At 63.2% G+C, this 20354-nt stretch carries 19 protein-coding genes; 10 read left to right on the plus strand and 9 right to left on the minus strand.

Translation table 11 applies throughout. The features are described 5' to 3' along the window. Positions 1-131 precede the first annotated feature (131 nt). The 5 genes from lptB to kdsD are packed head-to-tail and all read right to left on the minus strand — an operon-like array spanning position 132 to position 3776. Positions 132-914, minus strand: a complete 783-nt coding sequence (gene lptB / locus LPA37_RS02650) for an LPS export ABC transporter ATP-binding protein (RefSeq protein WP_228977458.1) — start codon at positions 912-914, stop codon at positions 132-134. Continuing rightward, positions 911-1606, minus strand: a complete 696-nt coding sequence (gene lptA / locus LPA37_RS02655; RefSeq protein ID WP_228977460.1) for a lipopolysaccharide transport periplasmic protein LptA — start codon at positions 1604-1606, stop codon at positions 911-913. The genes lptB and lptA overlap by 4 nt, the downstream gene beginning before the upstream one ends. Positions 1607-1627: 21 nt before the next feature. Next, positions 1628-2233 carry an LPS export ABC transporter periplasmic protein LptC gene (gene lptC, locus LPA37_RS02660; protein WP_228977462.1) on the minus strand — a complete coding sequence of 202 codons (606 nt, stop codon included), beginning with the start codon at positions 2231-2233 and terminating at the stop codon, positions 1628-1630. Continuing rightward, positions 2230-2793: a KdsC family phosphatase gene (locus LPA37_RS02665; protein ID WP_228977465.1), complete on the minus strand. Its 564-nt coding sequence runs from the start codon at positions 2791-2793 to the stop codon at positions 2230-2232. The genes lptC and LPA37_RS02665 overlap by 4 nt, the downstream gene beginning before the upstream one ends. After that, positions 2793-3776 (minus strand): arabinose 5-phosphate isomerase KdsD, encoded by a 984-nt coding sequence (kdsD, locus tag LPA37_RS02670; protein ID WP_228977466.1) that lies wholly within the window; start codon positions 3774-3776, stop codon positions 2793-2795. The genes LPA37_RS02665 and kdsD overlap by 1 nt, the downstream gene beginning before the upstream one ends. Before the next feature lie 148 nt (positions 3777-3924). On the opposite strand from kdsD, the gene LPA37_RS02675 reads away from it, so the two are divergent. The 5 genes from LPA37_RS02675 (at position 3925) to purU (ending at position 9092) form a co-directional block, all read left to right on the plus strand. Further along, entirely contained in the window at positions 3925-5928 is a 2004-nt protein-coding gene (locus LPA37_RS02675; RefSeq protein ID WP_228977467.1) for a monovalent cation:proton antiporter family protein, read from the plus strand. A gap of 129 nt (positions 5929-6057) precedes the next feature. Further along, a complete protein-coding gene (locus LPA37_RS02680; RefSeq protein WP_228977469.1) occupies positions 6058-6636 on the plus strand; it encodes an adenine phosphoribosyltransferase in 579 nt (192 codons plus the stop codon). A 41-nt stretch (positions 6637-6677) separates the two neighbouring features. Continuing rightward, a complete protein-coding gene (locus LPA37_RS02685; RefSeq protein WP_228977471.1) occupies positions 6678-7292 on the plus strand; it encodes a LysE family translocator in 615 nt (204 codons plus the stop codon). Between the two features lie 18 nt (positions 7293-7310). Beyond that, complete coding sequence (locus tag LPA37_RS02690) at positions 7311-8156, plus strand: NUDIX hydrolase (RefSeq protein ID WP_229011320.1); 846 nt, start codon at positions 7311-7313, stop codon at positions 8154-8156. Positions 8157-8222: 66 nt separating this feature from the next. Further along, positions 8223-9092, plus strand: coding sequence for a formyltetrahydrofolate deformylase (purU, locus tag LPA37_RS02695; RefSeq protein ID WP_228977475.1), 870 nt, complete (start codon positions 8223-8225; stop codon positions 9090-9092). 125 nt (positions 9093-9217) lie between these two features. On the opposite strand, the gene LPA37_RS02700 is transcribed toward purU, so the two are convergent. Next, positions 9218-9754 carry a single-stranded DNA-binding protein gene (locus LPA37_RS02700; protein WP_228978985.1) on the minus strand — a complete coding sequence of 179 codons (537 nt, stop codon included), beginning with the start codon at positions 9752-9754 and terminating at the stop codon, positions 9218-9220. Between the two features lie 111 nt (positions 9755-9865). After that, complete coding sequence (locus LPA37_RS02705) at positions 9866-11053, minus strand: MFS transporter (protein WP_229011322.1); 1188 nt, start codon at positions 11051-11053, stop codon at positions 9866-9868. Between the two features lie 318 nt (positions 11054-11371). On the opposite strand from LPA37_RS02705, the gene uvrA reads away from it, so the two are divergent. From uvrA to LPA37_RS02720, 3 genes are all read left to right on the plus strand, one after another. Further along, positions 11372-14248: an excinuclease ABC subunit UvrA gene (gene uvrA / locus LPA37_RS02710; protein ID WP_229011324.1), complete on the plus strand. Its 2877-nt coding sequence runs from the start codon at positions 11372-11374 to the stop codon at positions 14246-14248. A 32-nt stretch (positions 14249-14280) separates the two neighbouring features. Continuing rightward, positions 14281-15366, plus strand: a complete 1086-nt coding sequence (locus tag LPA37_RS02715; protein WP_228978980.1) for an AI-2E family transporter — start codon at positions 14281-14283, stop codon at positions 15364-15366. 66 nt (positions 15367-15432) lie between these two features. After that, on the plus strand, positions 15433-15948 hold the full coding sequence (locus tag LPA37_RS02720; RefSeq protein ID WP_228978978.1) for a DinB family protein: 516 nt from the start codon (positions 15433-15435) through the stop codon (positions 15946-15948). On the opposite strand, the gene LPA37_RS02725 is transcribed toward LPA37_RS02720, so the two are convergent. Next, the gene (locus LPA37_RS02725) at positions 15941-16180 is read right to left on the minus strand and encodes a hypothetical protein (RefSeq protein WP_228979004.1); all 240 of its coding nucleotides are present in this window, start codon (positions 16178-16180) and stop codon (positions 15941-15943) included. The genes LPA37_RS02720 and LPA37_RS02725 overlap by 8 nt on opposite strands. A 586-nt stretch (positions 16181-16766) precedes the next feature. After that, complete coding sequence (locus tag LPA37_RS02730) at positions 16767-17561, minus strand: bestrophin-like domain (RefSeq protein ID WP_228978976.1); 795 nt, start codon at positions 17559-17561, stop codon at positions 16767-16769. Positions 17562-17751: 190 nt separating this feature from the next. Between LPA37_RS02730 and LPA37_RS02735 the strand changes: the two genes are divergently transcribed. Both LPA37_RS02735 and LPA37_RS02740 read left to right on the plus strand, forming a co-directional pair. After that, positions 17752-18420, plus strand: a complete 669-nt coding sequence (locus LPA37_RS02735; protein WP_229011326.1) for a VC0807 family protein — start codon at positions 17752-17754, stop codon at positions 18418-18420. A gap of 251 nt (positions 18421-18671) precedes the next feature. Then, positions 18672-20300, plus strand: coding sequence for a methyl-accepting chemotaxis protein (locus LPA37_RS02740; RefSeq protein WP_228978972.1), 1629 nt, complete (start codon positions 18672-18674; stop codon positions 20298-20300). Positions 20301-20354 lie beyond the last annotated feature (54 nt).

A 20354-nucleotide genomic window follows, 5' to 3' on the forward strand; every position in this document is an offset into this window, starting at 1 on the left:
CTGTTGCGCGGATTCGATGTTGGTGGGTGCGTTTGACGCGCCCCGCCAGAATGTCCCGGATGTCCGGGAGCGAGGGTGTACTGGCCTTGCGGACGGCATGAAGCCGGAATTGCCGTCCGCAAGGCCGTCGATCACATGCGGAAATGCTCGCCCAGGTAGACGCGCCGCACGTTCTCGTTTTCGATGATTTCGCTGGGTGCGCCGGCCGCTAGCACGCTGCCATCGCTGATAATGTACGCGTGGTCACAGATGCCGAGCGTTTCGCGCACATTGTGGTCGGTGATCAGCACACCGATGTTGCGCTGCTTCAGGAACTTCACGATCTTCTGGATTTCCAGCACTGCGATCGGGTCCACGCCGGCGAACGGTTCGTCGAGCAGGATGAAGCTTGGATTGGTCGCGAGCGCACGCGCGATCTCGACACGCCGGCGCTCGCCGCCCGACAGCGACAGCGCCGGATTCTCGCGCAGATGAGCAATCTGCAACTCGTCGAGCAATGCTTCGGTGCGCGCGGAAATCGCGTCTTTCGTGAGGTACTTGCCGTCGTCTTCGTGCTGCAGTTCGAGCACCGCGCGGATATTTTCCTCGACGGTGAGCTTGCGGAACACGGACGCTTCCTGCGGCAGATACGACAGCCCGAGCGATGCGCGTTTGTGGATCGGCAGCAGGCTGATCGACTTGCCGTCGAGATCGATCGCGCCAGCGTCGAGCGGGACGAGACCGACGATCATGTAGAACGACGTGGTCTTGCCGGCGCCATTCGGGCCGAGCAGCCCGACCACTTCTCCGCTTTTCACGTCGAGCGATACGTCCTTCACGACCGTGCGTGAGCCGTAGCGCTTCTTCAGGTTGCGAACGGAAAGTGAGCTGCTGGTGCCGGCTGGCTTGCGATTGGGCAGGGCGGGTGCGCTCACGGCTTCGTTACTCCCTGGACTTGACCCTGACCCTGCACCGGCAACTGCGTGGACGGCACGAGCGTGGCCGATGCGCCGTTCAGCGGCGCGGGGCCGCCGTTACGCGGCGCGAGCATCGCGCGCACGCGGCCCGTCGGATTGCCCGGACCCGCGACGTCCTTGCCGGCCTTCGCCGTATAGAAATCGTTCTGGCCGTCGTACGTGATCACGCTGCCATGCACTTCGTCCATCAGCGTCGTCAGGCCCTGCAGGCGGCGCACCGTGGCACGGGTGGTCAGCGTGGTCAGGTCCTGTTTGCCGTCGTAGTCGATACGTTCCGCAGTGCCTTCGACGTATTCGTCGACGCCTTCGCGCTTCTGGCGAAAGTACGAAAGGTTGTTGCCGGTCGACGTGCCCGTCGCGTACTGATAGCCCTGAGGATCCTGATGCACCTCGACGCGATCCGCCTTGATGACGATCGTGCCTTTCGTGGCCACGACGTGGCCCGTGAAAATGTTGACCTGCTTCAGGTCGTCGTAAGTCATGTTGTCCGCTTCGATATTCAGCGGTTTGTCCTTGTCGGCGCGCTCGGCGTGCGCAGCCGGCGCGAAGCCGACGAGCGGCAACACGGCCAGCAGCGCGGCGAGCGCGGCACGGTACGTGGACCACGCATGGGCGCGGCCGGTGTCAGGACGAGGGAACGATTCGTTCATGCAGTCACGCCTGGAATGGATTTACCCGGGTTGCGGGGGAGAGCCGGCGCTATCGGACGCGGCAATGGCGCCGCGCACGTTGCCGAACAGTTGCATAACCCGGGTGACGTTGTTGTAGTTCATGCCGCTGGCCGTCATGACAGACGGACCGCGTTGAAGTTTAACCGGCTTTTCGGTCTCGATCACATCGTCGTTGACCAGCACGCGGAAATGCTCGGAATCGGCCTGCATGGCCGGATCGCCGTAGCCCGCGGCGCGCAGGATCCGCGCATTGTCGTACAGGTTGACGATCGATGCATCGCCGTTCACCGTGCCGCGATCGCCCGTTGCCGTGACGATCGGCTTGCCCGGCTGGAACGCGCGGATCGCGGGTTTGGTCAGATCGCTGTCGTCGTCGTCCTCGTAATGCACCATGTGTACCGCGGTCAGACGATATTGCGTGGCACCCGACTGGTCGAGTTCGGAGACGGAGAAGTTATCGGCGAAATAGTCAGGCGTGTGCACCTTCTTGTGCGGCGCGCCTTCATTAGGCGGCGGCAGCGTGGCCTGCAGCAGCCACCACGTAATACCGGCGAGCGCTGCCATCGCGACGAGCGGAATCAGCGAAGTCAGGCGGAACTGGTTCATCCGACGAGGCCCTGCTGGTCGCCGCCGCCGCAGGCAGCCGCGAGCAGTGCGTCGTACTTGTGCTGCGCCCGCAGCAGCGTGTCGCAGACTTCACGTACCGCGCCCTGGCCGCCACGCGCCTCGGAAACCCAGTGCGCACGCGCGATCACTTCCGGATGTGAATTCGCCGGCGCCGCGGCGAAGCCGACCTTCAGCATCACCGCGAGATCGACCCAGTCGTCGCCCATGTAGCCGCATTCTTCGGCGGTGAGGCCGGTTTCCTTCAGCAGTTCGGCGAACGCTTCAGGTTTGTTTTCGATGCCCTGATACAGGTGCGTGATCTTCAGTTCCTTCGCGCGCACGGCGACGATGCCCGATTTGCGTCCCGTGATGATGGCCGTGTCGATGCCTGCCTGGCGAAGCAGTTTCGCGCCGTGGCCGTCCATCGAATTGAACGCCTTCATCGTGTCGCCTTCGGCGGTAAACATCAGACCACCGTCGGTCAGCACGCCGTCGACGTCGAAGATCATCAGCTTCACGCGGCTTGCGCGTTCAGTGGCGGTAAGCGGGGCAGCGGCCATCAGATCACCTTCTTCGAGAACAGGTCGTGCATGTTGAGTGCGCCGATGAGCCTGCCCGTTTCATCGACAACCAGCATCTGGTTGATCCGGTGCCGCTCCATCAGTTCCACGGCCTCGACGGCAAGGTGGTCGGGTCCGATCATGCGCGGGCCCTTCGTCATCACGTCCGCGATCGGCAGTTCGCGGAAGTCGCCCGCACGTTCGAGTACGCGCCGCAGGTCGCCATCGGTGAAAATGCCCTCGACGTGATCGTTCGAATCGACGATCGCCGTCATGCCCATGCGTTTTGCCGTGAGTTGCATCAGCGCTTCGCGCAGCGTGGCGTTGTCCGGAACCTTCGGGATTTCGTCGCCGGTGCGCATGACGTCGCGCACGTAGGTCAACAGGCGCCGGCCGAGCGCACCGCCCGGATGCGAGCGCGCGAAGTCGTCGGCGCCGAAGCCGCGCGCGTCGAGCACGGCCACCGCCAGCGCATCGCCGAGCGCGAGCGCGGCCGTGGTGCTGGCGGTCGGCGCGAGATTCATCGGGCAGGCTTCTTTCGATACACCGGCGTTCAGATGGACGTCCGCAAGCTTCGCGAGCGTCGAGGCCGGCTTGCCGGTGATGGCAATCAGCCTGGCGCCGAGGCGCTTGATGAGCGGCAGGATCGAGACGAGTTCTTCGGATTCGCCCGAATTCGACATCGCGATGAAGACATCCTCGGCGGTTACCATGCCGAGATCGCCGTGACTCGCTTCGGCCGGATGCACGAAGAACGCCGGCGAGCCGGTGCTCGCGAGCGTCGCGGCCAGCTTGCGGGCCACATGGCCGGATTTGCCGATGCCGGAAACGACGACGCGTCCACGGCAACTGAGGATAAAGTCGATCGCCTCGACAAAACCGTCGTCGAGTTGATCGCGAAGCGCGCGCACGGCGTCCGCTTCGATGTCGAGCACGTCGCGAGCGAGTGCGAGCGCCCGATCGCCATTGATTTTCGCTATCATTCGCGGAGTATAGCAAAGGCGTTTGTTCGCCGCGCCGGGCGGGACGTGCCCAGCCGCTGCCTTCACGGGCCCCCTAACCTTGTCGCGCGGCCGTTTGCGCGCGGCGGTTCCTGACGAACGAGGACCCTTTCCCGATGCGCGTTTGCCGATGATTTCCCCGCTAGAAATGACGCTGTTCCTGCTGCTGGCTTCAGTGGCAGGCGTCGTCGTGTTCCGCTATCTGAACCTGCCGCCGATGCTCGGGTATCTGACGGTGGGCATCGTCGTCGGTCCGCACGCGCTCGGGATCGTGCCGGATTCCGCGGGCGCGCAGAATCTCGCCGAGTTCGGCGTCGTGTTCCTGATGTTCTCGATCGGGCTGGAGTTTTCGCTCGCGAAGCTGCGCTCGATGCGCCGGCTGGTGTTCGGGCTGGGCCTGCTACAGGTGCTCGGCACGATCGCGGTCGCACTTGCGCTCGGTTACGTGCTGGAACGCTGGGTGCACATCACGTGGGAGGCGAGCGTGGCGCTCGGCGGCGCGCTCGCGATGTCGTCGACGGCGATCGTCAGCAAGATGCTCGCCGAGCGGCTCGAAATCGAAACCGAACACGGCCGCAATATTTTCGGCGTGCTGCTGTTCCAGGATCTGGCCGTGGTGCCGCTGCTCATCATCATCGCCGCGTTCGGCAACGATTCGAAACATCTGATGGAGGCGCTCGGCCTCGCCGCGGTGAAGATCGTGATTGCGCTCGCCGTGCTGCTGATCGTCGGACAGCGCTTCATGACGCGCTGGTTCAACGTGGTCGCGCGGCGGCGCTCGCAGGAACTGTTCATCCTGAACCTGCTGCTGGTGACGCTGGGCGCCGCGTTCATCACGGAGAAATTCGGTCTGTCGCTTGCGCTTGGCGCGTTCATCGCCGGCATGCTGATCGCCGAAACGCCTTACCGGCATCAGGTGGAAGAGGACATCAGGCCGTTTCGCGACGTGCTGCTCGGGCTCTTCTTCGTGACGACCGGCATGCTGCTGAACCCGCACGTGGTCTGGGACCATCCGTTCATCGTGCTCGGCTTTCTGCTTGGGCCGATCCTGCTGAAACTGGTGATGATCACGGCGCTCTCCCGGCTCTTCGGCGCATCGCCCGGCGTCGCGATGCGCACGGGTATCGGCCTCGCGCAGGCGGGCGAATTCGGTTTCGTGCTGCTGAACCTGATTCTCGACAAGCATCTCGTCGACGCTACGCTGCTGCAGGCCATCCTCGCCGCGATGCTGCTGTCGATGCTGGCGGCGCCGTTCCTGATCCAGAACGCGGACCGGATCGTTCTGCGCCTGTCGTCGACGGAATGGATGATGCAATCGTTGCAGATGACGCGCATCGCCACGCAGAGCCTGAAGCAGAGCGGACACGTGATCATCTGCGGGTACGGCCGCGCGGGACAGAATCTCGCGCGCATGCTCGAACACGAAGGTCTTTCGTACGTCGCGCTCGACCTCGACCCGGATCGCGTGGCGGCCGCCGCGGCGGCGGGCGAATCGGTCGTGTTCGGCGACGCCGGGCGGCGCGAATCGCTGCTCGCCGCGGGTATCCATCGTTGCGCGACGGTCGCGATCACGTATGCGAACACGCCGTCCGCGCTGCGCGTGCTGAACAACATTCACGAACTCGAGCCGACGCTGCCGGTGATCGTGCGGACCGTCGACGATGCGGACCTGGAAAAGCTGCTCGCGGCCGGCGCGACCGAGGTGATTCCGGAGATCGTCGAAGGCAGCCTGATGCTGGCGTCGCACACGCTCGTGCTGATGGGCGTACCGATGCGGCGCGTCGTGCGGCGCGTCGAGGAGATGCGCGATGAGCGTTACAGCCTGCTGCGCGGCTATTTCCACGGCGCCGACGACCAGAGCGACGAGGACAGCCATGAACAGGTGCGGCTACAATCGGTGCCGGTCGACGAAAAGGCCGACGCGGTGGGCCGTACGCTTGCGGAGCTGGGCCTTTACGAGCTCGGTGTCGAGGTGACGGCGATCCGGCGGCACGGTATTCGCGGCGTCGAGCCGGATCCGGAAACGCGTCTGCGCGCGCTCGACATTGTCGTGCTGCGCGGTCTGCCTGAAGCGCTGGCTGAAGCAGAAGAGCGGCTGTCGAAACACCGGCGTGCAGGTGCTGTCGTGGCCTGAGAGACCTGTACAGGCCGTCATCTTTTTCACGGGCTGCCTGCCTCGCGCGGGAGTACCGCCATGAGCGGTTTCTGAAGCGCCACCACTGCGGCCAGCATTGAAGCTATCACTCGGAATACTGGAGACCTCATGTCCAACGCAACTTCGCTCGCGCCCGCCGATGCGCCACTGAACGCGACTGAGTTCGTGAAGAGCCAGATCCGCACGGTGCCCGACTGGCCGCAGGCCGGCGTGCAGTTTCGCGACATCACGCCGTTGCTGCAGCAGCCGAAAGCGATGCGCGTGCTGATCGACCTGTTCGTGCTGCGCTATATCGACGCGAAGCTCGACTACATCGCGGGGCTGGACGCACGCGGTTTCATCATCGGGCCGATTCTCGCGTACGAACTGAATCTCGGCTTCATCCCGATCCGCAAGATCGGCAAGCTGCCGTACAGGACGGTCGCGGAGTCGTATCAACTCGAATATGGCACGGCGACCGTCGAGATTCACGAGGACGCGTGCGGCCCAGGCGACCGCGTCGTGATCATCGACGATCTGATCGCAACCGGCGGCACGATGATGGCTGGCAAGAAACTGCTCGAGCGACTCGGCGCGCAGGTGGTGGAAGGCGCGGCGATCATCGATCTGCCGGACCTTGGCGGCGCGCGGCTTTTGCGCGAAGCGGGGCTGCCGCTCTACACCGTGACCGAATTCGGCGGACACTGACCGTACGTCGCGTACTCATCCAGCGCACCCGGATAAAAACGATGCCCAATTTCCTGCTGTTTCTCGCGACATCCATCGCGATCACGCTGGCGCCCGGTCCCGACAACCTGCAGGTGCTCGCGCGTGGCATTTCCCAAGGCCGTGCGGCGGGTTTTGTCGCCGCGCTCGGTTTTGCCGCTGGCATCACGTTCCATACGACGCTCGCAGCGCTGGGCGTCGCGGCCGTGTTGCGGTCGTCGCCGGTCGCGTTTCAGGCGATCAAGCTGGCCGGCGCCGCGTATCTGGTCTGGATCGGCATCAAGGCGCTGCGCAGCCAGGGTCTCGCGACGGCACATGAACGGCCGCCGCAGCCGCTGCGCTCGGTGTTCCGGCAAAGCGTGCTCGGCAACGTCATGAACCCGAAGGTCACGCTGTTTTTCATCGTGTTCCTGCCGCAGTTCATCGATCCGCACGGCGCACAGAGCGTCACGCTGCAGATGCTCGAACTGGGCGCCACGTTCATGCTGCAGACCGTGGTGGTGTTTTCGCTGTTCGGCGTGTGTGCGGGCATGATCGGTAGCTGGCTGCGTCGCCGGCCGCGCGTCGGCGTGTGGCTCGATCGCCTTGCCGGCGCGACGTTCATCGCGATCGGCATTCGCGTCGCGTTGCGCGACTGAGTGGCAGGAGCATCGACCATGACTTTGCCATGCATCATTTCCGCGCGCCGTTTCGACGCGTGTGCTCACACGCCGTTCTGGACCGGTGAAGAGCGGGTCGGCTGGATCGGTGTCGCCGACGTGCCGCTTCTCACGCGCTGGCCGGATGTATTCGACATCGACGACGCGCGCGTCACGCTGTCGGCGCGATTCGACACCCTCGATCTGCGCAGCGCGGCGCTGGGCGCGGTGATCGGCGCGCTCGCCGCCGAAGGCCGCATTCCGGGCTGGCGCGACGAGACGTACGCGATCCGCAACGCGTTCGACGCGCCGCCGCTCGCGTACATCGAACGGGCCGCGTCGCGCTTCTTCGGGACGATGACGTACGCGGTGCATCTGAACGGCGTCGTAGAATATGGTGATCGCGCGCCGCAATTGTGGATCGCGCGCCGCAGCGATACGAAGGCGACCGACCCCGGCATGCTGGATAACGTCGTCGCGGGCGGCATCGGCTGGGGCTTCGGCATCGAGGAAACCATCGTGAAGGAGTGCTGGGAAGAAGCGGGCATTCCGGAAGACATTGCCCTGCGTGCAGTGGCGGGACGCACCGCGCATGTGCTGCAGTCGTTGCCTGAAGGCACGCAGGCCGAACAGGTGTTTATTTACGACCTGCCGTTGCCGCCGGATTTCGCGCCGCGCAATCAGGACGGCGAAGTGGGCGAGCATCGTCTCGCGCGGATCGACGAAGTCGCGCGCTGGATCGAGGACGGCACCATGACGGTCGACGCAAGCCTCGCGACCCTCGACTGTCTGCTGCGGCGCCGCTGGATCGATGAAGATGCTTGCGAGGGCATTGCCACCGTGTTTGCCCCGACGGTTATCTGAAGGGGCTGCGCGTTGTCATACTGAATAAATTTGAATTACGGATCGAAGAAGGGAGTCACCCAGGTCATGTCGACCGAACATAGCTTTATTCTCAAACTGTCGTGTGCCGACCGGCCTGGCATCGTGCACGCGGTGTCGGGCTTTCTGTTCGAGCGCGGCAGCAATATTCTCGACTCGGCGCAGTTCGGCGACAGCCATACGGGCGAGTTCTTCATGCGCGTTCATTTCCAGCAGGTCGGCGGCGATCCGGGGCTGGATGCGCTACGCGTGTCGTTCGCACCGCTTGCCGAACAGTTCGGCATGAAGTGGGAATTGCACGATGCCTCGGTGAAGCCGCGCGTCGTGATCATGGTCTCGAAGATCGGGCATTGCCTGAACGATCTGCTGTTTCGCTATCGCACCGGTCAGCTCGGTATCGAAATTCCCGCGATCATTTCGAATCACAAGGCGTTTTATCAGCTCGCGGCAAGCTATGACATTCCGTTTCATCATTTCCCGCTGACGGGTTCGACGCCCGACGCGAAGGCCGCGCAGGAAGCGCGCGTGCTCGAAGTGATCGACGAGCATCAAGCCGATCTGATCGTGCTCGCGCGCTACATGCAGATTCTGTCGCCGCAACTGTGCGACCGGCTGGCTGGACGGGCGATGAATATTCACCATTCGTTCCTGCCGAGCTTCAAGGGTGCCAAGCCGTATTACCAGGCGTTCGATCGCGGCGTGAAACTGATCGGCGCGACCGCGCATTATGTGACGACCGATCTCGATGAAGGTCCGATCATCGAGCAGGAAGTCGAGCGCGTGGATCACAGCATGACGCCGGAGCAGTTGACTGCGATCGGTCGCGATGTCGAATGCGTGACGCTTGCGCGCGCGGTGAAGTGGCATGTGGAGCATCGCGTTGTGCTGAACGGAAGCAAGACGGTGGTTTTTCGCTGAGATGCGTGTCTGCCGCCCATCGGGCAGCACTGCAACACAGGGCAGCACCGTAGTAAAAAGGCCCGCGGCATCACTGCCGCGGGCCTTTCTGTTTCTGCGTCCAGCGGTTGGCTATATGCCGCCCATCAAAACGGAATATCGTCATCCATCTCGTCGAACCCGCCGCCGGCCGGTGCGCCCGGACGGCTGGCGCCACCACTGCCGCCGCTAGCGCCGCCACGCGGCGCGCTGGCCTGACCACGACCGCCGCCGCCACCACCGCTGCGCTCGGACGGTTCACGGCTGTAGCCGCCATCGTCGCCGCCACCGCCACCACCCATCGAGCCGCCACGGCCGCCGAGCATCTGCATCTGTTCGGCGACGATTTCCGTCGAGTAACGGTCGGTGCCGTCTTGCGCCTGCCACTTGCGCGTGCGGATGCGGCCTTCGATATACACCGACGAGCCTTTCTTCAGGTACTCGTTGACGATTTCAGCGAGGCGGCCGAAGAACGACACACGGTGCCATTCGGTCGACTCCTTCATTTCGCCCGACGTCTTGTCCTTGTAGCGATCGGTCGTGGCGAGCCGGATGTTCGCCACGGCGTCGCCGCTCGGCAGATAACGGACCTCGGGATCGGCTCCGAGATTGCCGACGAGAATGACCTTGTTCACGGATGCCATGCGTTTCTCCTGTTGATTCCGTTGCGGGCGGCCGGCCATATGCGGTTTCGTGCTGCGACCCTTTGGGCCGGAGATCGAAGCCGCGCCGCAGCCGTCCACCGATAAGTTCTGTTACGCCCTGCGCGGCGGCGGTTTCATGTTTGCGGCGATTATAAGCCAGCAAAACACGAGCCCCGAGCAGGCAAAAAACACGGCGCTTTGACCGTCCACTTTCAGCAGCCATCCGCCGATCACGCCGCCCATTGCCAGCCCGATCGACTGCGTGGTGTTGTACACGCCGGCAGCCGCGCCCTTGCGTGTTCCGGGTGCAAGTTTCGACACGAGCGAAGGCTGCGACGCCTCCAGCACGTTGAAGCCAAGGAAGTAGACGAACAGGATCGCCGCGACAGACAGAATGGTATGGGGTGCGAGGCCGAGTAACAACTGGCCGATCAGGATAAGCGCAATCGCACCCAGCAGGACCGCCTTCATCTTGCCGCGCTTTTCAGCCGCGATGATCGCGGGGACCATCATCACGAACGCAAGGCCCATCACCGGCAGATACACCTTCCAGTGTGAAGCGACCGGCAGGCCGCCCGCTTCCAGGATGCGCGGCACGACGAGGAAGAGCGCTGTCTGCGTCGCATGCAGCACGAGCACGCCGAAGTTCAGGCGCAGCAATTCGACGTTGTGCAGCACCTCCGCGAACGGCGCGCGCACATGCACAGGCTTCGGCGCATCGGGCACGACCCACAGCACGATGCCGACCGCAAGGATCGAGAACACGCCGACAAGCGCGAACAGGCCGCTCATGCCGACCCACTCGAACACGATTGGCGCGCCGACGATCGCCACGGCGAACGACACGCCAATGCTGCCGCCCACCATCGCCATGGCCTTCGTGCGGTGTTCCTCGGCGGTCAGGTCCGCGATGAACGCGATCACCGCCGACGACACGGCGCCCATGCCCTGGATCACCCGTCCGACGATGATCCACGTCATGTCGTGCGCGCCCGCCGCGACGAAACTGCCCAGCGCGAAAATCAGCAGACCGGTCGCGATGACGGGCTTGCGGCCGATCTTGTCGGAGATCCAGCCGTAGAAGATATAGAGCAGCGACTGCGTGACGCCGTACGCGCCGAGCGCGATGCCGACGAGCAGCACGTTGTCGCCGCCCGGAATCGTTTTCGCGTAGATCGAAAACACCGGCATGATCATGAAGAGGCCGAGCATGCGCAACGCGAAGATCGCAGCGAGTGACACGGTCGCGCGCAGTTCAGGCGCGCTCATGCGTGAAGATGTTGCGGATGGATTGGACATCGGAAACGATATTCGAGTGATCGGGGCGGCTAACCGCAGGGCAGCTGTGCGCGATGCGTTCAGCCCGGCGGTGTACCGCGCGCGACAGTCGGCATGCGGCACGGTGCGTTGCCCGGTGGCCCGCTGCTGGCTTGCTGTCGCGGCAAACGTCCCCATCTGAAGGGCCTGAAGCCCGCTCGCCGCGGCGCCTGACCGTGGCATGACAAACCTGCTTCGCGCCTTGCGGGCGTTGTCAGGAAGCCGTAACGACGGTCTGGAAAAGTCGTTATAGTAGCAGGTTTAGCCCCCCTCTCTTTCCGCCAGGTCATGGAATAACGCGTGGAACAAATCCGTATCCGTGGGGCCCGCACCCACAACCTGAAGAACGTCAATCTCGACTTGCCGCGTCACAAGCTGATTGTGATTACCGGCCTGTCCGGCTCGGGCAAATCATCGCTCGCCTTCGATACGCTCTACGCGGAAGGTCAGCGTCGCTACGTCGAAAGTCTGTCCGCGTACGCGCGGCAGTTCCTGCAATTGATGGAAAAGCCGGACGTCGATCTGATCGAGGGGCTTTCGCCCGCGATTTCAATCGAGCAGAAGGCGACCTCGCACAATCCGCGCTCGACCGTGGGCACGGTCACCGAAATCCACGACTACCTGCGTCTCCTGTACGCGCGCGTCGGCACGCCGTATTGCCCGGATCACGAAATTCCGCTCGAGTCGCAAAGCGTCTCGCAGATGGTGGACGCCGCGCTCGCGCTGCCCGAAGAAACGAAGCTGATGATCCTCGCGCCCGTCGTGGCGGACCGCAAGGGCGAGCACGTCGAGCTGTTCGAGGAAATGCAGGCGCAGGGTTTCATCCGTTTCCGGGTGAGCTCGGGCGGCGGCACGGCAAATGAAGGCGTCGCGAAAATCTACGAAGTCGATTCGCTGCCAAAGCTGAAGAAGAACGACAAGCATACGGTCGACGTCGTCGTCGACCGTCTGAGGGTGCGCGCCGACATGAAGCAGCGCCTCGCCGAATCGTTCGAAACCGCGCTGCGTCTCGCCGACGGCCGCGCGATCGCGCTGGAAATGGACACAGAGAAGGAACATCTGTTCAGCTCGAAGTTCGCGTGCCCGATCTGTTCGTATTCGCTGCAGGAACTGGAGCCGCGGCTTTTCTCGTTCAACAACCCGATGGGCGCGTGTCCGGAATGTGACGGCCTCGGCCAGATCACGTTTTTCGATCCGAAGCGGGTGGTCGCGCATCCGTCGTTGTCGCTCGCGGCGGGCGCGGTGAAAGGCTGGGACCGGCGCAACCAGTTCTACTTCCAGATGCTGCAAAGCCTCGCGTCGTTCTACGAATTCGATATCGATACCGCGTTCGAGGACCTGCCCGAAAAGATCCGCAAGATCCTGCTGTACGGTTCGGGCAAGCAGACCATTCCGTTTTCGTACATGAACGAGCGTGGCCGCACGTCGATCCGCGAGCACGTGTTCGAAGGGATCATCCCGAATCTGGAGCGGCGTTATCGCGAGACCGATTCGGTCGCGGTGCGCGAGGAACTCTCGAAGTATCAGAACAACCAGGCGTGTCCGGCCTGCGAAGGCACGCGTCTGCGCCGCGAGGCGCGCTTCGTGCGCATCGGCACCGGTAGCGACGCCCGTGGCATCTTCGAAGTGAGCGGCATGCCGCTGCGCGACACACTCGGTTACTTCCAGACGCTGCGCCTGGAAGGCGCGAAGCGCGAGATCGCCGACAAGGTGGTGAAGGAAATCGTCGCGCGCCTGATGTTCCTGAATAACGTCGGGCTCGATTATCTGTCGCTCGATCGCAGCGCGGAAACGCTCTCCGGGGGCGAAGCGCAGCGCATCCGGCTCGCCTCGCAGATCGGATCCGGCCTGACGGGTGTGATGTACGTGCTCGACGAGCCGTCCATCGGCCTGCACCAGCGCGACAACGACCGGCTGATCTCGACGCTCAAGCATCTGCGCGACCTCGGCAACTCGGTGATCGTCGTCGAGCACGACGAAGACATGATCCGCATGGCCGATTACGTCGTCGACATGGGGCCGGGCGCCGGTGAGCATGGCGGCATGGTGATCGCCGAAGGCACGCCGAAGCAGGTGGAGGCCGATCCGGCGTCGATGACCGGCCAGTACATGTCGGGTGCGCGTAGCATCGAGTTTCCAGACGATCGCAAGCAGCCCGACGAGCGGTATCTGCGCATCGTCGAAGCGTACGGCAACAACCTGAAGCACGTCACGCTCGATTTGCCGGTCGGGCTCCTGACCTGCGTGACCGGCGTGTCCGGTTCGGGCAAGTCGACGCTGATCAACGACACGCTATATCACGCGGTCGCGCATCACCTGTACGGCTCGGCCACTGAGCCTGCGCCGTACGAATCGATCGAAGGGCTGGAACATTTCGACAAGGTCATCAACGTCGACCAGTCGCCGATCGGCCGCACGCCGCGCTCGAATCCGGCCACGTATACGGGGCTCTTCACGCCGATCCGCGAGTTGTTTTCCGGCGTGCCGGCGGCGAAGGAGCGCGGCTACGATCCGGGTCGCTTCTCGTTCAACGTGAAGGGCGGTCGCTGCGAAGCGTGTCAGGGCGATGGCGTGCTCAAGGTCGAAATGCACTTCCTGCCGGACGTCTACGTGCCGTGCGACGTGTGTCATGGCAAGCGCTACAACCGCGAGACGCTCGACGTCCAGTACAAAGGCAAGAACGTCAGCGAAGTGCTGGAGATGACGGTCGAGAACGCGTATGAGTTCTTCAGGCCGGTGCCGGTGGTCGCGCGCAAGCTGAAGACGCTGCTCGACGTGGGTCTTGGCTATATACGTCTGGGCCAGTCGGCGACCACGCTGTCGGGCGGCGAAGCCCAGCGCGTGAAGCTTTCGCTCGAACTAAGCAAGCGCGATACCGGTCGCACGCTATACATCCTCGACGAACCGACGACCGGTCTGCACTTCCACGATATCGCGCTGCTGCTCGAAGTGATTCACCGGCTGCGAGATCAAGGTAATACTGTCGTAATCATCGAGCATAATCTCGACGTGATCAAAACGGCCGACTGGCTGATCGATCTCGGGCCGGAAGGCGGCGCGGGCGGCGGGCAGATCATTGCCCAGGGCACGCCGGAGCAGGTGGCGAAGTCGAAAGCAAGCTTTACCGGAAAGTATCTGGCGCCGTTGCTGAAGCGCCAGGCGGCGGTTCAAAAATAAAACTGCGTCACCAGGTTGGGGACGGGAGAGTCATGACGAAGCGAAACCAGGCACCTGACGACAGGCACGTGCAGGATCTGCGCCCTCGCCCGGTGAGGCTGACGAGCGATATGAGTCTGCCGAAACTCTCCGCCGTCGAGATCGGCAGTTATATCGTGGCGCTTCTTGGGATGTGGGCAGTGTTGCAGTTGCACCTGCTCGGTGCGCTCCTCGCGGGCATGCTCGTCTATCAGCTCGTACACACGATAGCGCCGCTGATCGAAAAACGGGTGTCGGGCCACTGGGGGCGCTGGATATCGGTGGTGCTGCTGTCGGCGGTGATCGTCGGCGGTTTGACGGGCATTACGATCGGCATCATCGAGCACTTCGAGCAGGACGTGCCGAGCGTGCAGAAGCTGCTCGAACAGATGATGCAACTGGTCGATCAGGCGCGCGGGCGTATTCCGCCTTCCATTGCCGCGTATCTGCCGGTCGACGCCGAGCAGATGAAGTCGAAGGCAGCGCTGCTGATGCACGAGCACGCCAGCATGTTGCAGCAGGGCGGCAAGAGCGTGGCGCGGGTCTTTGGGCACGTCGTGATCGGTATGATCATCGGTGCGATCATTGCGGTCGGCGCGACGCGTCACATGCAGCGGCTGCCGCTTTCGACAGCGTTCGTCACGCGTGTGTCGCGGTTTGCCGATGCGTTCCGGCGCATCGTCTTCGCGCAGATCAAGATTTCCGTGATCAACGCGACGTTCACGGGCATTTTCCTTTTGCTGATCCTGCCGCTGTTTCACCAGCGGTTGCCGCTGTCGAAAACGCTTGTGATCGTGACGTTTATCGTCGGCCTGCTGCCGGTGATCGGCAACCTGATTTCCAACACGCTGATCGTCGCGATTGCGTTGTCGGTCAGCTTTCCCGCGGCGGTGATGTCGCTGGTGTTCCTCGTGCTGATTCACAAGCTCGAATACTTTCTCAACGCGCGGATCGTCGGCGGACAGATCGAAGCGCGTGCGTGGGAGCTGCTCGTGGCGATGCTCGTGATGGAAGCCGCGTTCGGCATTCCCGGCGTGATCGCGGCACCTGTCTTCTACGCGTATATCAAGCGCGAGCTGATTTATCTGCGGCTGGTTTGAGCGTCTGCATCAGGATTGACATCAACTTCCGTGAACTTACGATAGCGGAAACGCACGGAGGTTGCCATGTCGCTGAAAGATCATTTCGATACGTTCGCACGCTACAACGCATGGGCTAACACGCGGCTCTATCACGCGGTCAGCCTGTTGAGCGACGCCGATTACCGCGCCGATCGCGGTGCGTTCTTTCATTCGATACACGGTACGTTGAATCATCTGCTCGTCACCGACCGGGTCTGGATGTACCGGTTCACGTCGGAAGGCGACGCGCCCGACAGACTCGATGCCATCCTGTATGAACGCTTCGACGATCTGCGCCACGCACGCGAACTTGAAGATCAGCGCATCACGGCGTACGTAATTTCGCTCGACGAAACCGCGCTCGACAGCATCATTACCTATCGGAGAGTGTCGTCACCGGAGGTGAAGACGCAGGCGCTCGCGCCCGGTCTTGCGCACTGGTTCAATCATCAGACCCATCATCGCGCGCAGGTCCACACGATGCTCACCGGACTCACCGGCGTCGCGCCAGAACTGGACCTGCTGATATTTCAGCGGATGTGGGCGGAAGGGCTCAGATGAAGTGAAGCCGCGGGATGTCGGCTGCTGGCGGAAATACGCACCAGCAACCATCAGGATGCCGGAAGAAAAACAACGCGCGAGGGCCGGCGGGTAAGGATGTCTCTACACACACGTAACGTTTGCCGTTTTGCGCGGCGCGACTAAAGCGGGTGACGTGCAGCGGAATCGACGGGGAGGGCGCGAGCCATTTCTCGATCTGCCCGCGCAGCGACTGTTCACTGGAATTTTTCATGTCGGGCTCCAGCGAACACTTCCCGCCGCGAATCCACCACATCGTCGGCGTGCTCTGGCGGCGCCGGGTCTTCTTCGTTCAGGATGCGCTCCAGTTCATTGCTGGCGGCGGCCGCCCGAAGCATTCTGCAATTAGCCGAATGCCGGATGTCGGAAAGCAGTCGAACCAGTTGACGCGCTGTTCTGCGTTTCATTTCACACCTCCCCGCACTGCACACCAAACTTGAGAAAGCACTTTAACTATAGGATCGAAAGGGCTGCTATTGCTAGTGTTTGGTTAAATAGCAACAGCTAGACCTGAAACGGACACGATCTGTACGGGCACCGCGCACCTTCACTGTGCGGCGACGGTGTCTTGCAGTCTGTACGTTTGCGAGCGAAAGGCGCACGCGGTTGACTGCGGTTTCCGGGTGCTGGACTGTAAAGAGTTGCATGTCGTTCCCGAATCGAGGGGCCCTGGTTCTTCGATAAAAGCATGTTTCGTTCCAGTCATCCGAACGTCACGGATATCGACTTTTCGACATGCACCGAATATCAGCGCGACAAACTGATGACGAGCCTTATCGTGCCGGGAACGATCGCGGTGGTCATGACAGATGCGCGAGCGCATCGCGCATCGGCTGGCTGGGAACGACGATCGGCCCGGTGAGCGGCGAATCCAGATCGACGATGCCGTAAATCGCCGACGCGATCGATAGCGCACCGAGCGTGATCGTCACCAGTGCGAGCGCGTTGCGCGGCGCGATCAGTCCGAAGCTCAGAAAGATCACCGACAGCCAGAACGTGAGTATCAGGAAGAACGGGTCGGAAATCGAGCTGTGGGATTCCTCGATCAGTTTCCAGCGCGCCTTGCTCAGGATGGTGAACTGGTCGAGCGCTTCGGAGGCAAGCGTCCGATGGGCCGCGTCGGACGGATTCAGGCCGCGTATTTCGCTTTCAGCCAGGTCGAGCATGTGGCCGAGGCGGCGGTTCTCCAGATTCCGCGGATCGTGCGGAATGTTCTTCTGGTAGTAGTCGCCGGGCGGCGGCGTTTCCATGGGCCAGGTCGTCGCGATCGCTTCGGCCGTGTAGGCGCGCAGCAGCGTGCGTGCCTTCGATGCATCCGGACCGTAGTCGCGCAGCTTGACGTCGAGCTGGATCAGATCGGCGGCGTAGGCGCGGAAGTCGTTTGCGACCGTATCGAAACTGGTCTTCGCCGACGCCGTCATCAGTCCCAGTACCAGTGCGGCGAACGTGACCAGCATGCCGATCACGAGCTGGATCAGCTGCACAGTTTCGTGCGCCTTGTGCTCTTCCGGCAGCAATGGCCGCACGAGCACGCCGACTCCCGTCGCGACCAGAAGCACGACGAACACCACCAGCCCCGATTCCACTTCGGTCATATCGCGATGCTCCGGTAATTGTAGCTTCGCTACTCTCCGTCAAGCCGCCGCGACAGGCAATGCTGGACATCCCGGTCCATATGCAGCGTCATGTTCGCGATGTGTGTCTTCCCGTGTTTTTCCGCCATCTCACGTGCCGTTGATCGCGCCGCATGCGCGGGCGAGGATCGTACCTGCGACACATTACGCCATGAGAAAGTCTGCCAATATCACAGGCATGAAAAACCGGCTCAGATACCTGTCCGCGGTCTGCGTGAACCTGCTGCTGCCGTGGCTCGCGTTTCGCCTCGCGGCGCCGCACTGGGGCGATGCAGGCGGTCTGCTCGCGTCCACACTGCCTTTGCTCGCGTGGATGACGTGGGATCTGTCGCGTCACCGTCACTTCGACGCGCTGAGCGCACTCGTGCTCGTCGGGATCGCGCTGTCGCTGGTTGCGCCTGGAATCAGCAGCGGTCCGGGAAAGCGCGTGCTCGAGGAACCGCTCGTGTCCGGGATGGTCGGCGCATCGTTTCTGGTGTCGCTGCTGTTTCGGCGCCCGATGGTGTATTACCTCGGCCGTTCGACGATCGCACGCGAAAGCCCGGCCCGCGCCGCCGAATTCGAGCAGAACTGGACAGTCCGCCCGGGGCTCGCGGCTGCGCTGCGCATGATGACGCTCGTCTGGGGTGTCTTCATGACGTCGGAGAATCTCGTGCGGTGCGCCATCGTCTATTCGTGGCCGGGCGATCCGCGCGCCGCGCATGCGTCGGCGCTGCTCGGCTATGCCGTCTACGGCGGGCTGACGGTGTGGACGGTCTGGTACCGGCGCCAGCGGATCCAGAAGGAGCCCGAAGCGGCGTCTCCCACGATGGCGGAATGACCGGCCGCTAGCCGTTGCCCCGGGCCACAGCCTCTGCCCCTGTTTCCGAAACATTGCGCCGCGTCAACTTCGACACGCGTGCGGCGCACTCACGCCTTCAAGTTTTCGGCGGCCAGGCCGTCAACCAGATATGTTGCGTCCGCTTAATGAAAAACGGATGGAGCGGAGCGGCCGGGATACAGCGAACACGCGGAAGCCCAGCCGTACACGAGGCGCCGGACTCGCCGGGGCTGCATCACGGAGAACAATGTATGTTGAAGAATTTGTCGATTCGCACGTACCTCAGCCTGATGATTGCCTTTTTCGGGATCGTCCTGCTCGTCGGTGCGGCGGCTGGCCTGCTGTCGCTGCGCGCCAGCAATGAATCGCTGCAACAGATGTACACGGTCGATACCCCGGCGGTCGCGGATCTGGAAGGCAGCGCCGGCCAGTTGTTGCGCCTGCGCCTTGCGCTCGCGACTTACGCGTCGCTAGTCGATCTGAACGACCACGCCGGCGCCGACGCCGTGCTCAAGCGCTTCGATCAGTATCAGAAATCGTCGAACGAACGTCTCGACCACTATTTGGGCAAGGCAGGTACCGATGACGACGAGCAGCGCCTCATCAAGGACATGCAGGACAAGCGCGACGCGTTCCTGCACGAAGGCGTCGAGCCTGCGATGGCCGCGCTGAAAGCCGGCGACAGACCCGCCTTCCAGCAGCTTCAGGCGCACAGGCTGCCGTCGCTCTATAGCAACTTCGAGAAGTCGATGCTCGTGCTGGAGAAACTGCAACTGGACCACGCCGAGCAGCGCTACGGCGACGCGCAGGTCCGCTTCAACGCTGTGAGCGTGATGGTCGCGGTCGGCATGGCGGTGTCGCTCGTGCTTGCGTGGGTGGGCCGCGTGGCGATGGTGCGCGCGATCGTGCATCCGGTGAACGCGACGATCGCGCAGTTCCAGCGCATCGCGGGCGGCGACCTGAGCGGCCGCGTCGCGATTACCGGCGACAACGAAATGGGTCAGCTCGCTTCCGCATTGCGCAAGATGCAGGAATCGCTGATCGCGACCGTGAACACGGTACGCAGCGGAACGGAATCGATCGATACCGGCGTGAGCGAGATCGCTTCGGGCAACGCCGATCTGTCGCAGCGTACCGAAGAACAGGCGGCTTCGCTCGAGGAAACCGCGGCGAGCATCGAGCAGCTCACGTCGACGGTCAAGCAGACGGCCGAGAACGCGAAGCAGGCCAGTTCGCTCGCGCAGGGTGCCTCGGGTCTCGCCGCTCAGGGCGGCGAACTCACACAGCAGGTGGTGGGCACGATGAACCACATCGTCAGCGATTCGCGCAAGATCGGCGACATCATCGGCGTAATCGAAGGCATCGCGTTCCAGACGAACATTCTCGCGCTCAACGCCGCCGTCGAAGCGGCGCGCGCCGGTGAACAGGGCCGCGGCTTCGCCGTGGTCGCGAGCGAAGTGCGTTCGCTCGCGCAGCGCAGCGCCGGTGCCGCGAAGGAGATCAAGGGCTTGATCGGCGAATCGACGGCGCGTGTCGAAGCGGGTGCGGATCTGGTCGAGCGCTCGGGCTCGACGATGACGGAAATCGTCGACGCCATCACGCGGGTGAGCGCCATCATGAGCGAGATCGCGGCGGCTGCGTCGGAGCAGAGTACAGGCATCGATCAGGTGAACCTCGCCGTCGCGCAGATGGACGAGGTGACGCAGCAAAACGCGGCGCTCGTCGAGCAGGCGGCTGCTGCGGCGAGTTCGCTCGAAGACCAGGCGCGGCGCCTGACGGCCGCGGTCGCGGTGTTCCATACGGGCACGGGCACGGCGGCTTCCCTGAATACCCGCGTGGAGCGGCGCCCGGCTGCGTTGCCGGCGCCGGTGGCCATCTGACTTCAGGTTCGGGCCTGACTGAAACCTTGGGTTCCGAAGTGAGAGCGACGCCCG

This window comes from Paraburkholderia gardini (assembly GCF_907164545.1).
GTDB lineage: Bacteria > Pseudomonadota > Gammaproteobacteria > Burkholderiales > Burkholderiaceae > Paraburkholderia > Paraburkholderia gardini.

Bases quoted from the DNA above. Each gene is read 5' to 3' on its own strand.
- LPA37_RS02715 (WP_228978980.1), top strand. From the start codon at position 14,281: ATGACGAAGCGAAACCAGGCACCTGACGACAGGCACGTGCAGGATCTG.
- LPA37_RS02700 (WP_228978985.1), bottom strand. From the start codon at position 9,754: ATGGCATCCGTGAACAAGGTCATTCTCGTCGGCAATCTCGGAGCCGAT.
- LPA37_RS02735 (WP_229011326.1), top strand. From the start codon at position 17,752: ATGAGAAAGTCTGCCAATATCACAGGCATGAAAAACCGGCTCAGATAC.
- LPA37_RS02680 (WP_228977469.1), top strand. From the start codon at position 6,058: ATGTCCAACGCAACTTCGCTCGCGCCCGCCGATGCGCCACTGAACGCG.
- lptA (WP_228977460.1), bottom strand. From the start codon at position 1,606: ATGAACGAATCGTTCCCTCGTCCTGACACCGGCCGCGCCCATGCGTGG.
- LPA37_RS02725 (WP_228979004.1), bottom strand. From the start codon at position 16,180: ATGAAAAATTCCAGTGAACAGTCGCTGCGCGGGCAGATCGAGAAATGG.
- LPA37_RS02690 (WP_229011320.1), top strand. From the start codon at position 7,311: ATGACTTTGCCATGCATCATTTCCGCGCGCCGTTTCGACGCGTGTGCT.
- kdsD (WP_228977466.1), bottom strand. From the start codon at position 3,776: ATGATAGCGAAAATCAATGGCGATCGGGCGCTCGCACTCGCTCGCGAC.
- LPA37_RS02730 (WP_228978976.1), bottom strand. From the start codon at position 17,561: ATGACCGAAGTGGAATCGGGGCTGGTGGTGTTCGTCGTGCTTCTGGTC.
- LPA37_RS02720 (WP_228978978.1), top strand. From the start codon at position 15,433: ATGTCGCTGAAAGATCATTTCGATACGTTCGCACGCTACAACGCATGG.
- LPA37_RS02740 (WP_228978972.1), top strand. From the start codon at position 18,672: ATGTTGAAGAATTTGTCGATTCGCACGTACCTCAGCCTGATGATTGCC.
- LPA37_RS02705 (WP_229011322.1), bottom strand. From the start codon at position 11,053: ATGTCCAATCCATCCGCAACATCTTCACGCATGAGCGCGCCTGAACTG.
- LPA37_RS02675 (WP_228977467.1), top strand. From the start codon at position 3,925: ATGATTTCCCCGCTAGAAATGACGCTGTTCCTGCTGCTGGCTTCAGTG.
- purU (WP_228977475.1), top strand. From the start codon at position 8,223: ATGTCGACCGAACATAGCTTTATTCTCAAACTGTCGTGTGCCGACCGG.
- lptC (WP_228977462.1), bottom strand. From the start codon at position 2,233: ATGAACCAGTTCCGCCTGACTTCGCTGATTCCGCTCGTCGCGATGGCA.
- LPA37_RS02665 (WP_228977465.1), bottom strand. From the start codon at position 2,793: ATGGCCGCTGCCCCGCTTACCGCCACTGAACGCGCAAGCCGCGTGAAG.
- LPA37_RS02685 (WP_228977471.1), top strand. From the start codon at position 6,678: ATGCCCAATTTCCTGCTGTTTCTCGCGACATCCATCGCGATCACGCTG.